Consider the following 17,844-nt stretch of genomic DNA (forward strand, 5'->3'; position numbering starts at 1 on the left):
GGTACCGGCGCGGAGACCGGTATCAGTCACGACCGGTGTCCAGTTCGTCCGCGAGCTTTCCATAGTCGATCTTGCCGGTGCCGGTCAGCGGAAGCCGGCCGATGTCGAGGACGCGGATGAAACGGGCCGGTATGCGGATGAGCTCGCCCGCGTGCCGCGACAGCTCATGCCTCGACGTCGCCGCGTCACCGCCCGCCCGCGCCAGGACCAGCCGCCCCGACAGCTCCAGCGCGGCCACCCGGCCATGTGACACCAACAGTATTTCCAGCTCGTCGAGGTTCACCCGCTGACCGCTCAGTTTCGCCATGCGGCGCTTACGGCCGACGATCGAGTAGAAACCCTCGTCGTCGACGTCGGCGAGGTCACCGGTCACGAGCCGGCCGTGGTTGACGTCGCCGCAGGCGAGATCCGCGCGCCGTCGCGCGTACCCCAGCATGACGTTGGGTCCCTCGTAGAGCAGTTCCCCGTCGGCGGCGAGCGACAGACGGCCCCGGGGAACCGGCACGCCCACGCGGTCCGGCTTGTCCAGCACCCGGTCGGGCGGTACGTAGGCGATCCGCGCGGTCGCCTCGGTCTGGCCGTACATCACGACGAGCCGTCCGCCCCGTTCGATCATGTGCCGTCCGAGGCGGAGCACCGTCTCGGGGTCCATCCGGCCGCCGGCCTGGGTCAGGGTCCGCAGGTCCGGCAGGGTGATGTCCTCGAAGCCGACCCGGGTGAGGATCGTGTAGGTGTAGGGCACACCGGCCAGGGAGGTGCACGCGGTGTCCCTCACGGCCTCCCAGAACCGCGGTCGCACGAGACCGGCGCCGGGGAACACCACGGACGCCCCGGCGAACAGGTGGGAGTTGAGGACGGAGAGCCCGTAGGAGTAGTGCAACGGAAGGGCCTGCACCGCCCGTTCACCGCCGTCGATGCCGAGGATCCGCACGATCTGTGCGGCGTTGGCATCGATGTTCTGCCGGCTGAGTCTCACGTATTTCGGGCTGCCCGTGCTTCCCGACGTGCCGAGGAGGACCGCCAGCTCGTCGTCGATGGGCCCGTCCGATGTGTGCAGCCGTTCGCAACCGTCGCCGTCCAGCAGGAACTCGACCCGGTAGAGATCCAGGAGGCGGGCGATCACGTCCCTGCCGGCGGCACCGTCGAGCATCATGACCGCGTGGCCGGCCGCCATCGCGCCGAGATAGGAGATGGCCGACTGGGCGTCCGTACGACACAGGCAGGCCACCACGGACTTGCGCCGACTGGGGATGGCCGCGGCCCGCCGCAGGACGTCGGCCGCGAGCTCGGCGTAGGTCCAGCTCCGGTCGGCCCTCCTGTCCACGAGGGCGGTGCCGGACGGTGGCCGGTCCAGCCACCTCAGAAGCGCGGGTCTCATGAGCCGGCGCGATTCTTCGCCCTCAGGACGGCGGCGGCGGAGGCGAAGCTGTCGATCTCCAGCACGTCCTTCTCCTCGAGCGACACCCCGAAGGTCTGCTCAAGGGTGATGACGAGCGACATGTGGCCCAGCGAATCCCAGTGCCGATGCTGTCCGAAGACCAGCGTGGTCACGTCGGTTTCCGCCGGCAGATCCAGCCCTTCCTTGAAGGCCTCGGACAGCATCTGCTCGAAACCGGGCCCGTCTTGCGCGGAATTCAGCGACGACATTCCGGATCTCCGTAGTCCTGGCAGCCGAGGTGCCTGGTGCCTCGAGCCGCCCAAACGATGGATGGGTCCGTACGGCATGGCCGATGGGGGTCTCACCCCCGTGCGGCGCGAGATGCTGAGGTGATGCCCGCGTCGGGCACGTCGATCCGGGGATTGGCGTTGCGGCATTGATTCTTGAACGAAGGGAGACGTTTCGCGCTCACCGGCACCCGGGGGACTCCGGCGGCGGGTCCTTTCTCAGTCCGCGAGGCATGAGTCGCACCGGGTCCGAGGGGAAGGATCCGCTCAGGCCGCCGAAATCAGCCGGTCGATCAGGCTGCGGCGGCGGAGAGCCGGTGATCGGGGGCCACGCGGCCTCGCCCGGTGGCGAGCGGATGGCATGAGGTCCGCGGATGGAGTCGCCGGGGGCCCGGGAGAAGACCTGCTGAGGGAGAACCGTGGGCAGGGACGCGGCGGGGGAGCGGCCCCGGCCTCTGTGGAGAAACCGGAACTTCACCGTTTTTCTCGGCGTACAGACCCTGTCCGTCGCGGGGGACTCCTTCTCCCTTCTGGCGATGCCGCTGCTGGTTCTCCGCGCGACGGGCTCCGTCGTCCAGATGGGCCTGCTGACCGGCCTGGCGGGGGCCGCGTCCATCCTCGCGGGGATCTTCGCCGGGGTGCTGGCCGACCGGGTGAACCGGCGGGCCCTGCTGATCGCCTGCGACGCCGTCCGGGCGCTCGTCTACGCGCTCGTCCCGCTCGCCTGGCTCCTGTCTCCGCAGATCTGGCTCCTCTACGTCGTCGTGCCGATCGGCGCCGCCCTCGGCATGGTCTTCCAGGTCGCATACGTCACCGTCGTGCCCGGCCTCGTCGCCGAGGGCCAGATCATGAAGGCCAACAGCCGTCTCTACGGGACGTACTCCCTCGCGAACATCACGGGACCCGTGCTGGCCGGTCTCGTCTCCGCGATGTACGGCCCGTCCGCGGCGATCGCGGCGGACGCGGGAAGCTTCGCCGTGTCCGCCGTCGGCCTGTGTTTCGTCCGCCCGCGGTCGAGGAGCGCCGTCGCCGGAGGGGAGGCGCCGCCGTCCGTGCCGCGAGCGGGCTGGGACGACGTCCTGGTGGGCGCGCGGTTTCTCTGGAGGCACCCGGCGCTGCGGTCGCTGACGGTCCTTCTGTCGCTTCTGACGTTTCTCACCCTGGGCCTGAACGACCTGATCATCTTCCATCTGAAGCACGATCTCGGGCAGCCCGACAGCGCGGCCGGATACGTGCTGGCGTCCGCCGCGGTCGGGTCGATGGCCGCCGCCGTATTCGCCGGCTTCGCCCGCGGACGCCTCGGATTCGGTGCCTGCTGGATCGGCTCGTACGCGCTGTGCGGTGTCGCCATCGCGCTCATCGGCCTGTCCGCGAACGTTCCCACGGTGGCGGTGCCGGCGACCGTCCTCCTCTTCTGCAGGGGCACCGCGGGGATCTGCTCCATGTCGCTGAGGCAGGAGGTGACCCCGGATCGCCTGCTGGGACGTGTCACCTCGGCGTTCTGGACCATCCACGCCGCCCTCGGCCCGATCGGCGCGGCCTTGCTGACCTGGGGGGCCGCCCGTTACGGCGTCGTGGTCGTGTGCCTGGCGGCGGGGATCACCTGCCTGGCGACCGCCCTGTGCGCGACCCTGACTCCCATCCGTCATCCGCGCCCGGAGCTCCTGCCCGCCGAGGCCGGGAAGTAGGCAGGGCGGGGGGCTCGGCCTCGCTTGTACGGCACGAGGAGGTGAGGAACGGCTCAGGTGTTCCCGGAATCCTCCGGGATGGGCGTGTTCTGCGACCGGATGTAGTCAAGCAGGTCGGCTTCGTCGATGACCTCGTCGGCCGGTGGGGCGGTGATGACGACCGGGCACCCCCAGCCGGTGTAGCGGGTGTCGCTCCGCTTGACCAGCGGATCCTTGCCCTGCCCCACGGCGTCGGCGGTGACCAGGCGCTTGAGCAGGCCGTCGCGGCCCGCCCAGAGCCGCCAGGTGATCTTTCCCTTGCTCTTGGCGCCGATCGGCCGCCCCGAGGTCCAGTCGACGACGGTGCCCTTCGCGAGCCTGCCCAGCTCCTTGCGGCTCATCGTGCCCTTGTAGAGGCGGCCGCCGGAGACCGGGGTGCTCGTCGAGCGCTTCAGCACGGCCTTCATCAGGGACGGATCGTAGACGTCGATCGGCTGGAGGCTGGCGTCCCGGGCCAGGTCCCGGCCCGTTTGCCCCCGGTGCCTGCTCGGGAACCGGATCCACTCCTTGCCGCCGGGAACCGGCCCGGGATACCGGTCGGCCGCGTCGTACGCGTCCTTGCCGACGCGGACGACGCGGTAGGGGTCCGACTTCTCGGACGAGGTCCCCTTGATCGACCACCAGGTGAATCGCGCGGCCACCGGACCCGTGCGGCCGAGCTGCAGAACCCCGCTGACCCGGATTCCGTTCCCGGAGGCCTTCGACTTCCCGCCGTAGAAGAAACGGTCGGTCTCCGAGACGCGAACGCCGTGCTCGCTCCGGAACTGCCGCTGGAGCGCGCGTACTGGGTCGGGCGCACCTGCCTGTGCGGCGGCGGGACCCGCGGCCACCGGGACGGACGCGATCAGTACGGCGACCGCCAGGGCAACCCGTCGTTTCATGGGGGATTTATCCTTGTTATCCGATATTTCTAGTTTTCATCCGGATAGATGTGTCTCTGTCACATCGTAACCGGAGAATCCCGCCAGAGATCGGATTCGAACAGTGACCGCCCCGCCGGCCGCCCCGCGGTGAGTTACACCCGGCCCATGTGGTGGGCCAGCGGTCGGCTATCGCGTCGAGCATCGTCAGGCTCCCGTACGCGTCACGCCGCCGTCGACGTGCAGGATCTGGCCGGTGATGAAATCGGCGTCGTCCGAGACCAGGAAGGCGAGGGCGTTGCCGAGGTCCTCCGGGACCGACCGGCGCTTGATGGTCTGCATGGCCGTCATCCGGGCGAACACCTCGTCGGCGGTCGGGCCGTTCGTCCGGGAGCGGCCCAGAAAGCCCTCGGTCGCCACCAGCCCGGGCGCGATCGCGTTGACCGTGATGCCGCTGTCGCCGAGCTCGTTGGCGAGCGCCCGGGTCAGCGCGTGGACGGTGCCCTTGCTGGTCATGTACGCGAGGTCGCGGTTCTGCGTCAGGGTGATGCCCGAGCCGGTGTTGACGATGCGTCCCCACCCCGCGGCGCGCATCCCGGGGGCGAACGCCTGGGCGAACAGCAGGATCGCCTCGACGTTGACCGCCTGCACCGCGCGCCACAGCTCGATCGTCACGTGGTCGAGGTCGGTGAAGGGGAAGATCCCGGCGTTGTTGACGAGGATGTCGCAGCGGCCGTACCGGTCGAGGACCGTGCCGGCCACGGCGTCGACCTGCGACGGCTCGCCGATGTCGCACACCAGCCCCAGCTTGTCACCGCCGCCCTCCAGCTCCTTCACGGCGCCGGCCGGGTCGTCGATGTCGACGGCGACCACGTTCGCGCCGTCCGCGGCGAGCCGCCGGCAGTACGCGTACCCGATGCCCCGCGCCGCCCCGGTCACGACCGCCGTCTTTCCGTCAAGCGCCACGGGTGAACGCCAATCCGAGCTGGTGCGCGATCCCGAAGTAGTCCTCCAGGTGCCACGTTCGCACGATCCGGCCGTCGATCACCTGGTGGAAGTCCGACGCCCGGAACTCGACCTCGCGGCCCGTGCCCTCGACGCCGAGCAACTCGCCGGCGTGTACGCCGCGGCCGACCGAGCGCACGGCCACCATGTCGCCGGACTCGACGACGTGCTCGATCGTGACGGTCAGGCCGGAGAACACGCCGCGAAGGTGATCGATGCTCTTCTTCCATCCGTCCGGGCCGGGCCCGGTCCGCATGGCGGGGACGGCCTCCCAGCCGGTGGCGAGAGCCTCGTCGACCAGCGTCGTGTCGCCGGTGGCGAGGGCCTCGTAGAAGCGCCGGACCGCGATCTCATTGGTAGTAGGCATGGATCTCACGGTAGGGACGCGCGTTGTCGCTGGTCAAAGACCTGTTCCGGAACACGTAATACGATCTGGGCATGACGGATCTCGATCTCCGGCTGGTGCGTTACTTCACCACGGTCGCGTCACACCTGCACTACGGCCGCGCCGCGGCCGAGCTGCACATCGCGCAGCCGTCGCTGAGCCGGCAGATCAGCCGTCTCGAGGCCGAGGTAGGCGCGCGGCTCCTCGACCGTACGCGGCAGGGCACGCGGCTCACCGAAGCGGGTGAGGCCTTCCTGCCCCACGCACACGCCTTGCTGCGATCGTCGGAGCAGGCCGCCGCCGTCGCCCGTGCCGCCGCCCAGCCCACCCGGATCACCGTCGGCTACACCGCGGGCGTGATCGTCACCCCGGCGGTGCGGAACCTGCGGCACAAGCATCCCGACGCCGACGTACGCACGCTGCACCTGGAGTGGAACGAGCCGCGCGAGGCCCTGCTCGACCGGCGGGTCGACGCCGCGATCACCCGGCTGCCGCTGCGAACCGACGACCTGCGCGTGACGATCCTCTACGACGAGCCGAAGATGCTGCTCGTGCCGGTCGGGCACCGGCTGGCCGGCAAGGAGTCGGTCACCCTCGACGACATCGACGGCGAGCCGATTCCCCGCTTCCCCGATCCGGAGTTCGACGCGTACTGGCGCATCGACCCGCGGCCGGGAGGCCGCCCCGCGCCCGGCGGACCCCCTGTCGAGACCATCGAGGACAAGCTCGAATACATAGCGGCCGGGCAGGCGGTGGCCATCGTCCCGGCCGCCCTGCACGCGGCCGGCATCCGCCCCGACCTCACCGCGATCCCGCTGCACGGCGTCGAACCGGGTCACGTCGTCGTGGCGACCCGGGCCGCGGACCGCAGCCGGCTGGTGGCCGCGTTCCGCACGTCGGCACGCGACTGCCTGAGCGGTCAGGGCGTCACGAGATCACCGGCCGCCGAGGCCGGCTCGCGATGAGCCGCCCCTGTGCGGACCGGCCACACGCGAGGGAGCGCCGCGGGGAAGTCACGCAGGGAGCGGAAGGGACCGAGCAGCAGGACGGCGAGTGAGAGGAGCTGGACGACGGCCATCAGCCCCAGGGTCTCGCGCACACCGATCGCATCGCCCAGCACGCCGCCGAGCAGCCCGCCGAGGGGGATCGCGCCGTAGTTCAGCGCCGATGTGGTCGCGGTGATCCGCCCGAACAGTTCCGCCGGGCAGTAGCGCTGACGGAAGGTGCCGGTCAGCACGTTCGACGCCACGACGCCGAGCCCGGTGCCGAAGCCCGCGGCGGCGAAGAGGACCAGTCCCGTGCCACCGTCTCCGATCGGCCCGAGCAGCCTCATCGGTGCGGCGAACGCCTCGCACAGCAGGAATCCCCGTGCCGTTCCGAATCGTGTGCCCACCCGGCCGGCCAGGGCGGCGCCGAACAGGCCGCCCGCGCTCGCCAGCGCGAGCACGACGCCCACCTGTCCCGCCCCGGCGCGGAGGTCCCGGGTGAGGAACACGACCTGGATCGACGAGTAGCCCATCAGCGCGATGTTGGACATCGCGCTGAAGACGGTGAGAACGCGCAGGCAGGGGTCATGGACGACGAACCGCAGTCCGTCGTGGATCTCTGCCCGAAGCCGCCGTTTCGCCGCGCTCTCCCGGCGGGGCTCCCGCGTGTTCACGGACCGCAGGCACAGAACGGCGACCGCGAAGCTGACCGCGTCGGCCAGCACGCCGCTGACCGCGCCGAACCACTGCGCGAGCAGTCCCGCCAGCCCGGGACCGGCGATCTGCGCGGCCGATTCGCTGCCCTGGAGCGTGGCGTTGGCGTCGAGCAGCCGCTCTCCCTCAACCAGAATCGGCAGGTAAGCCCGGTAGGCGAGGGTGAAGAACACCTGTGCGACACCGCCCCTCGTGGCCGCCATGAGCAGATGCGTCGTCGTCAACGCGCCGGACCACGCCGCGACCGGTACGCTCGCGAACACCGCCATCGAGACGCCGTTGCACACCAGCATCACCGGCCGTTTCCGCAGCCGGTCCACCCACGCGCCGGCGGGCAGCCCGATCAGCAGCCACGGCAGCCAGGCGGCCGCGGTCAGGAGCCCGACGGTGAGCGGGCTCGCGTGCAGCGTCACCACGGCGACGAGCGGAAGCGCCACGCCGGCGACGGAACCGCCGAGCATGCTCGTCGTCTCGCCGATCCACAACAGCCGGAAGTCGCGCGACCGCAGCGGCCCACCGCGTACGACCGGCGTCGTGGTCACGGCCGGCCCGGCACGGCACGGACGGTCAGGAAGACGAGCGTGCGCTCCTGCCCGTCGTCGGGGATCTCCCGGTCGGCCAGCGTGGTGAACAAGGCGAGGAGGTGCTCTTCCAGTTCGGCGAGCTCGGCGACCGACAATCTCGCCCAGTGGTCACTGGTGAACGCCGCCCGGCGCCACGGTTCCGGGTAGCCCTCGCGCTCGGCGAACCACTGCCGTACGAGGGCGGTCTGCCGGTCCAGGCTTGTGCAAGGAGTCTTGTGTAGCCGGGCGGATGGTGATCGGGACCCTTCGAACCGGTTTCGCAGCCCACTAGCGCAGCCGAGGCAGGACCTTGGCGCCGAAGGTCTCGATGAACGGCAGCAGATCTTGGCCCACGTGGTGCAGGTAGACGCGGTCGAAACCGAGAGCCGCGTAGCCGCGCAGCCAGTCGACGTGCCGGTCGAGGTCGGCGGAGACGTTGACCACGCGGCGCACCTGCTCGACGGTCACGTGCTCGGAGATCACGTCGAAGTGCTCCACCAGCTCCAGGTCCCAGGAGACCGGCGGGCCGTAGACGTTACTGCGCCACTGGTCGTGGGCGATCGCCTCCGCCTCCTCCTCGGTCGGCGCCCAGCTCAGGTGAACCTGCAGGCAGACCGGTCCGCGCCCGCCCGCGTCGCGGTACGCCGCGATCATCTCACGCAGGTGGTTCTCGGGGGCGTTGACCGTGACCAGGCCGTCCGCCCACTCCGCGCACCGGGCCGCCGTACCGGTGCTCACCGCCGCGCCGATCAACGGCGGCGGGGTGTCCGGGCGCGTCCACAGGCGGGCACGATCGACGGTCACCAGGCCGTCATGCGTGACCGTCTTTCCGCCGAGCAGGTCGCGGATGACGTCCACGCACTCGCGCAGCCGGGCGTCGCGGATCTCCTTGCGCGGCCATTGCTCGCCGGTGATGTGCTCGTTGCTGTACTCGCCGCTGCCCAGCGCGGCCCAGAACCGCCCAGGGAACATCGCGCCGAGGGTCCCGATCGCCTGGGCGACGATCGCCGGGTGGTAGCGCTGCCCGGGGGCATTCACGACGCCGAAGGTGAGGCCAGTGGCTTGCAGGGCGGCGCCGAGCCAGGACCAGGCGAAGGCCGACTCGCCCTGACGTTCGCTCCAGGGGGAGAAGTGGTCGGAACACATGGCGCAATCGAAGCCGGCGCGCTCGGCGGCGATCATCGCGGTGAGTAGGTCGGCGGGCGGGATCTGCTCGTGGGAGGCGTGGATTCCATACTTCGTCATGCGCCACGCGGCTACCCGGCGAAGCCGCGGCAAACCTCGGCACCTGCTCGGTGCCGCCGAATCGACGCCGTCTCCGGCGGCGGCCTCAATCGAATGGGTCAGAGGCGCATAACCAGTATTCCGGGCGATTTCACCGAATAGTGGATATGTCGTGACGGTCGCGCCTCTTGGGATCGTACGTAAGTCAGAGCCTGAGCAGCGGTGCTGCCATGGTGACCCTCGCTCCGGTGACGAGGTCGTATGACCGCCGGCACGGGAGCTCGCGAAAGGAGCGACACCAATGTCCCAGGGTAAGTCGGAGATGTTCGAGGTCCACGAGGACGCGTACGCCAGGCTGGACGTCGGGCTGGACGCCGCGCTGACTTTCAACCACAACGAGAGCGCGGTGTTCGAGGTCCACGAGGACGCGTACAGCAGGGCGGACGTGGCGCTGAACCACAACCACAACGAGATCCTCGTCGAAGCGTGAGACCGTGACGGGCCCGGAAGGCGCGCATCCGCGTGATGCTCCCGGCCTGTCGTGACGTGGTGCGCGTCCGCCCCCGGGGCTCCGGCGAGCCTGGAGGACGGACGCCGCGACAACGGAATGCGGGGGACCCGGGGACACCGGGGGACACCGGGGGGCACAACCTCCCCCCGGTGTGACGAGGCGGCTCGGAGGCGTCGGTGAGTGGCAGGGCGGATCCCGGCTCGGCCGCGGGGCAGTCGCCGGCGGAGGAACTGCTGCGGCAGGGCGTGCGGCGACGCGGCGAGAACGCCTTCACGGAGGCGGAGCGCGCCCTGCGGGCCGCCGCCGACCAGGCCCGGCGCGACGAGCAGGCACGGCGTGACGAGCAGGTTCGGCGTGACGATGGCCCGACGGTGGTACGGGTCCGCGCCCAGATCGAGCTGGCGACCCTGTGGCGCATGCGCGGCGATTACCGCAGGGCCGGGCTGCTGTTCGCCCTGACTCTCCCTGTCGCGGAGCGGACCTTCGGCCCGCGATCGGTCGAGGTGGCCGCGCTTTGCAACGAGTGGGGCGTGCTGGGCAAGTACACGGGCCGCTTCCGGCAGGCCGAGGCCCTGTACCTGCGCGCTCTCGAGATCCTGGAGGAGGCGCGCGGCCCGGAGCACGAGGACGTGGCCGCGGTCTGTCACAACCTGGGCGGGCTCGCACACGCGCGCGGCGACCACGAGGCGGGTGAGCCGTGGGCGCGGCGCGCGACGCGGGTGCGGGCCCGGCTCCTCGGCGAGCGGCATCCGAGAGTGGCGGCGGACCTCGCCGCCTGGGCCGCGCTCGTGGACGGCTGCGGGCACCCCGCCGAGGCCGAGGCGCTGCTCCGGCAGGCCCTGGCCGTCTCCGAGGCGGCGTACGGCCCGGAACATCACGACGTCGCAGCCGCGTTGCACAACCTCGCCGCCCTGGCACACCGGCGGGGAGACCTGGACGAGGCGCGGGCCCGCTACGCGCGCGCACTGGCCGTCAAGGACGCGGTTCTGGGCCCGGGACATCCGGAGTCGGCCATCACCCTGATCAATCTCGGCGCACTGCACCGCGCCCGCCGCCGGCCCGATCAGGCCGAGGCCTGCTACGGACGGGCGATCGAGGCCCTACGGCGGGCGGCGCCGGACCATCCGCACCTGGCGGCGGCCCGCCGCGGCCTGGCGGCCGCCCGAGCCGAACTGCCGCCCCCGGACGTGGAGCCGCGCCGGCGGGCCGCCCCGACCCGAGAAGAGACGCCATCGTGAACGTGCGCCTGTCCGCCTGCGGCGCCCTGCTCTGGGACGCCGGCCGGCTGGTCTGGGACGACTACCTCGACCATCGCCAGTTCGCCCTCGCCGACGGGGTCGAGCGGGTGCTGCGCTGGTTCACCGGTTTCCGCCCACTCGACTCCGTACGGGAGATGGCCGACGATCCCGGCGAGGCCGCCCACTGGCACCAAATCGCCACCGTCCTGGCGGACAACGACGTCCTTATCTGCGAGAACGGGCCTCGCCATCGGCGCGAACAGGCCGTCGAACGGGCCTGGCGGCCGTGGGGGCCCCTGGCCCGCGCCTACCACTTCTCCAGTCGTTCCCACGCGAGCACCGCCATGCGCACGGCCGAGCAGGACAACGAGGAACTCGAAGCCAAGGTCCTCACCGATCCACCGCCACCGGCGTTCTGGTCCCTGCCCGCCGTCTCCCGCCACGCGCTGCCCGATCCCGATCCCCATGCCGATCCCGGTGTCTGGCGTCACCGCGACCTGATCGACGTGCTGCACCGGCGCCGCAGCCGCCGCTGCTTCGGCGGCGCGGCGCTGCCGCTGGACGTCGTCGCCGCCCTGCTCAAGACCGCCGCCGGACCTCTGCCGCGGGTCGACGGCCCCCTGACCCAGGCGGGCGTCACCCTCGACCCCGGCGGCGTGCTGACCGACTCCTGGCAGCGGGTGTTCAAGACCAGCCCGTCCGGCGGCGCCCGGCATCCCACCGAGGTCTACCTCTACGCCCGCGATGTCGACGGCCTGGCCCCGGGCGCCTATCACTACGCCGCGGCCGACCACAGCCTCGAACACCTCGGCCGCCGACTCGACGACGAGCGGCTCGTGGCCGCGGTCGGCGACCAGGACTGGGTCGCCGGCGCCGGAGCGCTGATCTTCTACACCAGCGTGATCGCCCGCAACCAGTGGAAGTACACCTTTCCCCGTGTCTACAGGGCGCTGCTGATGGACGTCGGTCACCTCAGCCAGACCGTCTACCTGCTGGCCACCGCGGCCGGTCTGCACATCACGTTCACCGCGGCCCTCCGCGACGAACTCGTCGAAGAGCTCCTCGGGTGCGATCCCGCCGGGCATCTGGTCATCGGCGCCTCCGTCATCGGCGCCGCGCCCGCCCGCTGACCGGCACGAAGCGACGGCGTCAGAGGGCGGCGACGATCTCCTCGACGCGTTGCCTGGCGTCGCCGAAGAGCATGCCGGTGTTGTGGCGGAAGAACAGGGGATTCTGCACTCCGGCGTACCCCGTGGCCATCGACCGTTTGAAGACGACGACGTTGTCCGCCTCCCAGACGCGCAGGACGGGCATGCCCGCGATGGGGCTGTCCGGGTCCTCCACGGCGGCCGGGTTGACGGTGTCGTTGGCGCCGATGACGAGGACGACGGATGTGGTGGAGAAATCGTCGTTGATCTCGTCCATGTCGAGGACGATGTCGTACGGCACCTTGGCCTCGGCGAGCAGGACGTTCATGTGACCGGGCAGGCGGCCGGCGACGGGGTGGATGCCGAACCGCACCTCGACGCCGCGCTCCCGCAGTTTGCGGGTGAGCTCGGCGACCGGATACTGCGCCTGCGCGACCGCCATGCCGTATCCGGGGGTGATGACGACGGACTTGGCCTCCTTCAGCAGGCCGGCGGTGCCGGCGGCGGTGATCTCCGTGTGCTCGCCGTAGTCGCGGTCGCCGCCGGGGCCCGCCTCGATGCCGAACCCGCCGGCGATCACCGAGATGAACGAGCGGTTCATCGCCTGGCACATGACGTACGACAGGTAGGCGCCGGACGAGCCGACGAGGGCGCCGGTGACGATCAGCAGGTTGTTGTCGAGCAGGAACCCCGACGCCGCGGCCGCCCAGCCCGAGTAGCTGTTCAGCATGGAGACGACGACGGGCATGTCCCCGCCGCCGATGGAGGCGACCAGGTGCCAGCCGAGCAGCAGCGCCACGACCGTCAGCGCGATGAGGATCCCCAGGCTCGGGGAGGCCACGAAGAGCACGGTCAGGACCGCGAACGCCGCGAGCGCGCCGAGGTTCAGGACGTTCTTGCCCGGCAGCATCAGCGGCTTGGTGTCGATCCTGGCCGACAGCTTGAGGAACGCGACCACCGACCCGGTGAAGGTGAGCGCCCCGATGAACACGCCGATGGACACCTCGGCGTGGTGGATGCCCAGCAGCGAGCCGGGAAGCTCCGCCGCGGTCCCGCCGCCGGCCTCGACCTCCAGGAAGCCGTTCCACCCGACCAGGACCGCGGCGAGGCCGACGAAGCTGTGCAGGACGGCGATCAGTTCCGGCATGGCGGTCATCTCGACGATCCGGGCCCGCCAGAGCCCGATGGCGGCGCCGATCGCCATCGCGGCCGCGAGCAGGACCAGTGCGAGGACGTCGCCGCCGTCCGCGGCGAGGACGACCGTCGCGGCCAGCGCGATGGCCATGCCGCAGATCCCGAGTGTGACGCCGGATCGCGCGGTCTCGTGCCTGGACAGACCGGCGAGGCTGAGGATGAACAGGAGTGCGGCGACGATGTAGGCGGCCTGTGCGGCCGTGGCGAGGTTCACGGTCAGCTCCTCGTGAACATGCCGAGCATGCGCCGGGTCACGGCGAAGCCGCCGACGATGTTGACGCTGGCCAGCAGGATCGCGACGAACGACAGGACGGCGACGATCGTGCCGCCCTGGCCGATCTGGAGCAGCGCGCCGACGACGATGATTCCCGAGATGGCGTTCGTGATCGACATCAGCGGCGTGTGCAGCGCGTGGTGGACGTTGCCGATGACGTAGTAGCCGATCACGATCGACAGGACGAAGACGGTGACGTGCTCGATCAGCGCGTTCGGCGAGAACGCGGTCAGCAGGAACAACGCGGCGGCGGCGACGACGGTGACCGGATGGCGTCGCCGTCCGGGCGGCGGGGCGGGTGCCGGAGGCGGGCCGGAGGGGGCGGCGGAAGTGGCGGAGGAGGCGGCGGAGGAGGCGGCGGCGGGGGCCGCGCTCACCGGCACGGGCGGTGGCGGCCACGTCTTCTCGCCGTCGCGGACGACGGTCATCGCGCGCTGCACGACGTCGTCGAAGTCCAGCACCAGCCGCCCGTCCCCGCCCGGCGTGAGGAGCTTCATCAGGTTGACGAGATTGGTGCCGTAGAGCTGCGAGGCCTGGGCCGGCAACCGTCCCGCGAGGTCGGTGTAGCCGATGACGGTCACGCCGTTTCCGGTGACGACCGCCTCCCCTGGGCGGGTGCCTTCGACGTTCCCGCCCTGCGCGGCGGCCATGTCGACGATGACGCTGCCCGGACGCATCCGCGCCACATGCTCCGCCGTGAACAGCCGGGGGGCGGGCCGCCCGGGGATCAGGGCGGTGGTGATGACGATGTCCACGTCGGCGGCCTGCTCGGCGTACAGCTCGGCGGCACGGCGGTCGTAGTCCTCGGAGGTCGCCCTGGCGTACCCGTCCGCGCTCGACTCCTGTGCGACCCCGACGTCCAGGAACTCCGCGCCCAGCGAACGCACCTGCTCGGCGACCTCGGGGCGCGGGTCGGTCGCCCGGACGATCGCCCCGAGGCTGGTCGCCGTGGCGATGGCGGCCAGCCCGGCCACGCCCGCACCCGCCACCAGGACCTTGGCAGGCGGAACCTTCCCCGCCGCGGTCACCTGGCCCGTGAAGAGCCGCCCGAACGCGTGCGCCGCCTCGATGACGGCCCGGTAGCCGGCGATGTTCGCCATCGAGCTCAGCACGTCGAGCGCCTGCGCGCGGGAGACGCGCGGCACGGCGTCCATCGCCAGCACGGTGATCGGCCGCCGCGCGAGCGCCTCCACCAGGCCGGGGTCGGCCGCCGGGGCGATCAGGGAGACGAGCGTGGCGCCGTCGCGCAGCGCCGCGATCTCTTCCGCCGCCGGCGCGTTCACCTTCAGCACGACGTCGGCGTCCCATGTCTCCTCGCGGCCGGCGATCCGCGCCCCGGCCGCGGCGTACGCGTCGTCGGTGAAGCCCGACCGTCCGCCGGCGCCCGATTCGACGATCACCTCGTAGCCGAGCGAGACCAGCTGTGCGGCGGTGGCCGGGGTGGCCGCCACCCGGGTCTCGCCCGGCGCCGTTTCGGCGACCACGCCCAGGCGCTGCGCTGAGTGACTCATCACGATCCTTTCTGTCGGGCGGGCCGTCGGGGTGGGCGACCCTGCGTTCGCCGCCGGCCGCCGCTCACTCGTGGGTCGCGGTGGTACGGACCGGCGGCATGCCATGCGCCGCCGTCCGGGGGCGGTGAAAGGGATGGATGCGAATTGATGCGACGTGCGAGGAAATTGTCACGACTTCTCCGTGTATGGGGCAAGGTGTTCATCGGACGCAATTGGCATTCCCGGAGCCCGTTGTCGTGCTTTCCCCCGAAACGCAATGCTTCGCGCCCGGAAGCGGCCGTACGTCTTCCCCGCACCCCGCCTGTGACACATATCCTCGATTCGTCCGGATACGCCTGCCTTGTGAACAGGGCGGCCGCCCGCGCATATCGCACCGCCGCCGAAAACGGCGGCACCGGTATGACGGCGACCGGGCGCCGGCACTCGGCACCGCATTGCCCGGTTCTCCCGGTTTTCCGCTGTAACTTTCATTCGAGGCGCCGGCCACCCCGGCTCCTGGCGGTGAATATCCCGAGGTCATCGGCTGCTCGCAGTCCGGGGGAAGTGAGCGCGGCCGGGTGAGCCCGGCTCGGCCTGGCGCGGCGCCTCGATCGCTTGACATCATTCCGATCATGGACGCCGCCGCCGCTCGCCCGCGTACGGCCTCGGTCGCACAAGGCGGCGGCCGGGCATCGCGGCGGTCCGGGGGACGGATCCCGCTTCGGGGAGCGGGGGGACGTACCGCGCGGCGAGCGCCGGCAGGTGCGAGAGGAGGGGCACGTGACGGCTTTCGTCCAGGAAGCTGAGCACGACCCGGAGCGTGGGGAGCGGGCCGGGCAGGACGGGGAGGCTCCCGCGCCCGCGACGCCCCCGGCCGGCAGGGCCGCCGCCGAACCGCTGCGGCGCAGCGCCACCGTCCGGGACGCCCTGCTGCTGTGGGCGGGCACGAGGGCGGGCATGGTCCTCGTGGCGGTCTACGGCGCACTGATCGTGTCCGGCCAGAGCAAGGCACCGCTGCTGGAGCGGTGGAAACACTGGGATGTCGACCTGTTCCGGAAGATCGCGGAATTCGGGTACGACGGCGATCCGAACCTGGAGCCCGATCCCGGGCTGCCGGCGTTCTTTCCCGGCCTGCCGCTGGCGCTGCGGCTGGTCCACCTGGTGGTCGACGACTGGACGCTGGCCGGTCTGATCATCTCGTTCGTGGCCGGCGCCGTGGCCATGGTGGCGCTGGCCCGGCTCGCCGATTTCGAGGGACCCGCCGGGGCGGGACGCTGGGCCGTCCTGGCGCTGCTGCTGTGCCCCCCGGCCGTGTTCCTGTTCGCCGGTTACTCCGAGGCGCTCTTCCTCGCCTTCGCGGTGCCCGCCTGGCTGGCCGCCCGGCGCCGGGCCTGGCCGCTGGCCTGCGCTCTGGCCGCCGGGGCGTCCTGCGTGCGGATCACCGGCCTGTTCCTGGCCGTGGCACTGATCGTCGAGTTCGTCGTCAGCCGCATCCGGAGGGACGGCTGGGCGGGCTGGTGGCGGGGGGCCTGGCTGGTGCTGCCGTTCGCGCCGATCCTCACGTACGCCGCCTACCAGTACTCCCGTACGGGTGACTGGCTGGCGTGGAACAACGCGCAGCAGACCGGATGGGGGCGGAAACCGGTCTGGCCCTGGGAGGCGTTCCGCACCACATGGGACTCGACCGGCGGCGACGGCGGGTTCGCGCCGATGTTCCGTCTCGAGATCGCGGCGGCGATCGTGGGGGTGCTGCTGCTCGTCTGGCTGCTCGTCACCCGCCGCTGGGCCGAGTTCGTCTACGTCGGGCTGCAGCTGGGCGCGCTGATCACCTCCACGTTCTACATGTCGATCCCCAGGTCGGCGCTGCTGTGGTGGCCGCTGTGGGTGCTCATGGGCCGGGCGGGCGCCCGGCAACGGTGGGTGATCATCCTCTACGCCGCGGTGATCGGGCCGCTCATGGTGCCGATGACGATGTCCTTCATGAACAGCTCCTGGACCGGCTGAGCCGCCACGGCGCATGCGATCGCGCGCCGGAGGGCGTCGCGGTGCCCGGATAAGCAGCTGCGGGCGCTTTGTCCTCTTTGGGAGTATGAGGAGGTGGATCGACACCTGCTCAGCGCCATCGCCCATCGTGATCACCCGATCGCCGCGCCCGTCTCGGAGGCCAACCTCGATCGGCTGCTGCGCCGCGCGGCGCTGCCGGAGGACGCCCGCATTCTCGACCTGGGATGCGGGCAGGGCGAGTGGTCGCTCCGGGCGCTCGAACTTTACCCGTCCGCGCGGGCCGACGGCGTCGACATCTCGCGGCACGCCGTGACCGCCGCGAACGAGGCGGCCGTCAGGCGAGGCCTGGCGGACCGGCTGACGCTCCACACGATGCCGGCCGACGCCTTCACGGCCGCCCGGCCGTACGACCTGGCGCTGTGCGTCGGCTCGACGCACGCCCTCGGCGGGCTGACGGAGACGATGGAGGCTCTCACCCGGTTCGTACGGCCCGGTGGTCTCGCGCTCGTCGGGGAGGGCTACTGGGAACGCCCTCCCGCTCCCGAGGTCGCCGAAGCGATCGGCGACCACCCGGATCTCGCGGGCACGGTGGAGGCCGCCGAGTCCAAGGGATGGCTGACCGTCTACGCCCATGTGAGCGACCCGGCGGAGTGGGACGAGTACGAGTGGACGTGGACCGGCACCCTGGCGCGCTGGGCCGCGGACAACCCTGGGCCCGACGGCGACCACGCCCTGGCCGTGATGAGGGAGCATCGCGACATGTGGCTCGGCGGCTACCGGAGTGCTCTCGGGTTCGTCACCCTGCTCCTCCGGCGCGTATGACCTCGTGCCGGACGTCTCGGCCAGTCGCGGCGGC

Annotated in this window: 17 protein-coding genes; 7 read left to right on the forward strand and 10 right to left on the reverse strand. The window is 71.3% G+C overall.

Features of this window, described 5'->3' with window-relative positions:
• Positions 1–22: 22 nt before the first annotated feature.
• A complete protein-coding gene (locus AB0O28_RS34065) occupies positions 23–1,378 on the reverse strand; it encodes an AMP-binding protein (protein ID WP_363646685.1) in 1,356 nt (451 codons plus the stop codon).
• Positions 1,375–1,647 (reverse strand): acyl carrier protein, encoded by a 273-nt coding sequence (locus AB0O28_RS34070; protein ID WP_363646686.1) that lies wholly within the window; start codon positions 1,645–1,647, stop codon positions 1,375–1,377. Before AB0O28_RS34070 ends, AB0O28_RS34065 begins: the two co-directional genes overlap by 4 nt.
• A gap of 437 nt (positions 1,648–2,084) precedes the next feature.
• Between AB0O28_RS34070 and AB0O28_RS34075 the strand changes: the two genes are divergently transcribed.
• Positions 2,085–3,353 carry an MFS transporter gene (locus tag AB0O28_RS34075; RefSeq protein WP_363646687.1) on the forward strand — a complete coding sequence of 423 codons (1,269 nt, stop codon included), beginning with the start codon at positions 2,085–2,087 and terminating at the stop codon, positions 3,351–3,353.
• 53 nt (positions 3,354–3,406) lie between these two features.
• On the opposite strand, the gene AB0O28_RS34080 is transcribed toward AB0O28_RS34075, so the two are convergent.
• The 3 genes from AB0O28_RS34080 to AB0O28_RS34090 all read right to left on the reverse strand — a co-directional run bounded on the left by AB0O28_RS34080 (position 3,407) and on the right by AB0O28_RS34090 (position 5,624).
• Complete coding sequence (locus tag AB0O28_RS34080) at positions 3,407–4,273, reverse strand: hypothetical protein (RefSeq protein ID WP_363646688.1); 867 nt, start codon at positions 4,271–4,273, stop codon at positions 3,407–3,409.
• 186 nt (positions 4,274–4,459) lie between these two features.
• Positions 4,460–5,218, reverse strand: a complete 759-nt coding sequence (locus tag AB0O28_RS34085; protein ID WP_363646689.1) for an SDR family oxidoreductase — start codon at positions 5,216–5,218, stop codon at positions 4,460–4,462.
• Entirely contained in the window at positions 5,208–5,624 is a 417-nt protein-coding gene (locus tag AB0O28_RS34090; protein WP_363646690.1) for an ester cyclase, read from the reverse strand. The genes AB0O28_RS34085 and AB0O28_RS34090 overlap by 11 nt, the downstream gene beginning before the upstream one ends.
• Before the next feature lie 71 nt (positions 5,625–5,695).
• Between AB0O28_RS34090 and AB0O28_RS34095 the strand changes: the two genes are divergently transcribed.
• Complete coding sequence (locus AB0O28_RS34095) at positions 5,696–6,607, forward strand: LysR substrate-binding domain-containing protein (protein ID WP_363646691.1); 912 nt, start codon at positions 5,696–5,698, stop codon at positions 6,605–6,607.
• On the opposite strand, the gene AB0O28_RS34100 is transcribed toward AB0O28_RS34095, so the two are convergent.
• From AB0O28_RS34100 to AB0O28_RS34110, 3 genes are all read right to left on the reverse strand, one after another.
• Positions 6,562–7,884 carry an MFS transporter gene (locus AB0O28_RS34100; RefSeq protein WP_363646692.1) on the reverse strand — a complete coding sequence of 441 codons (1,323 nt, stop codon included), beginning with the start codon at positions 7,882–7,884 and terminating at the stop codon, positions 6,562–6,564. The genes AB0O28_RS34095 and AB0O28_RS34100 overlap by 46 nt on opposite strands.
• On the reverse strand, positions 7,881–8,021 hold the full coding sequence (locus AB0O28_RS34105; protein WP_363646693.1) for a hypothetical protein: 141 nt from the start codon (positions 8,019–8,021) through the stop codon (positions 7,881–7,883). Before AB0O28_RS34105 ends, AB0O28_RS34100 begins: the two co-directional genes overlap by 4 nt.
• 172 nt (positions 8,022–8,193) lie before the next feature.
• Positions 8,194–9,150 carry a TIGR03885 family FMN-dependent LLM class oxidoreductase gene (locus AB0O28_RS34110; RefSeq protein WP_363646694.1) on the reverse strand — a complete coding sequence of 319 codons (957 nt, stop codon included), beginning with the start codon at positions 9,148–9,150 and terminating at the stop codon, positions 8,194–8,196.
• Positions 9,151–9,430: 280 nt separating this feature from the next.
• Between AB0O28_RS34110 and AB0O28_RS34115 the strand changes: the two genes are divergently transcribed.
• The 3 genes from AB0O28_RS34115 (at position 9,431) to AB0O28_RS34125 (ending at position 12,008) form a co-directional block, all read left to right on the forward strand.
• A complete protein-coding gene (locus tag AB0O28_RS34115) occupies positions 9,431–9,619 on the forward strand; it encodes a hypothetical protein (protein ID WP_363646695.1) in 189 nt (62 codons plus the stop codon).
• Positions 9,620–9,816: 197 nt separating this feature from the next.
• Complete coding sequence (locus AB0O28_RS34120; protein ID WP_363646696.1) at positions 9,817–10,878, forward strand: tetratricopeptide repeat protein; 1,062 nt, start codon at positions 9,817–9,819, stop codon at positions 10,876–10,878.
• Positions 10,875–12,008, forward strand: a complete 1,134-nt coding sequence (locus tag AB0O28_RS34125) for a SagB family peptide dehydrogenase (protein WP_363646697.1) — start codon at positions 10,875–10,877, stop codon at positions 12,006–12,008. The genes AB0O28_RS34120 and AB0O28_RS34125 overlap by 4 nt, the downstream gene beginning before the upstream one ends.
• A 19-nt stretch (positions 12,009–12,027) precedes the next feature.
• Here the strand turns inward: AB0O28_RS34125 and pntB are convergent, their stop codons facing one another.
• Together pntB and AB0O28_RS34135 are read right to left on the reverse strand one after the other, a co-directional pair.
• Positions 12,028–13,434, reverse strand: a complete 1,407-nt coding sequence (gene pntB / locus AB0O28_RS34130; RefSeq protein WP_363646698.1) for a Re/Si-specific NAD(P)(+) transhydrogenase subunit beta — start codon at positions 13,432–13,434, stop codon at positions 12,028–12,030.
• 2 nt (positions 13,435–13,436) lie between these two features.
• The gene (locus tag AB0O28_RS34135; protein WP_363646699.1) at positions 13,437–15,110 is read right to left on the reverse strand and encodes a Re/Si-specific NAD(P)(+) transhydrogenase subunit alpha; all 1,674 of its coding nucleotides are present in this window, start codon (positions 15,108–15,110) and stop codon (positions 13,437–13,439) included.
• Between the two features lie 654 nt (positions 15,111–15,764).
• On the opposite strand from AB0O28_RS34135, the gene AB0O28_RS34140 reads away from it, so the two are divergent.
• Together AB0O28_RS34140 and AB0O28_RS34145 are read left to right on the forward strand one after the other, a co-directional pair.
• Complete coding sequence (locus tag AB0O28_RS34140) at positions 15,765–16,988, forward strand: mannosyltransferase family protein (protein ID WP_363646700.1); 1,224 nt, start codon at positions 15,765–15,767, stop codon at positions 16,986–16,988.
• Positions 16,989–17,081: 93 nt separating this feature from the next.
• A complete protein-coding gene (locus AB0O28_RS34145) occupies positions 17,082–17,810 on the forward strand; it encodes a class I SAM-dependent methyltransferase (protein WP_363646701.1) in 729 nt (242 codons plus the stop codon).
• Positions 17,811–17,844 lie beyond the last annotated feature (34 nt).

The sequence above is a fragment of the Microbispora sp. NPDC088329 genome (assembly GCF_040685655.1).
GTDB lineage: Bacteria > Actinomycetota > Actinomycetes > Streptosporangiales > Streptosporangiaceae > Microbispora.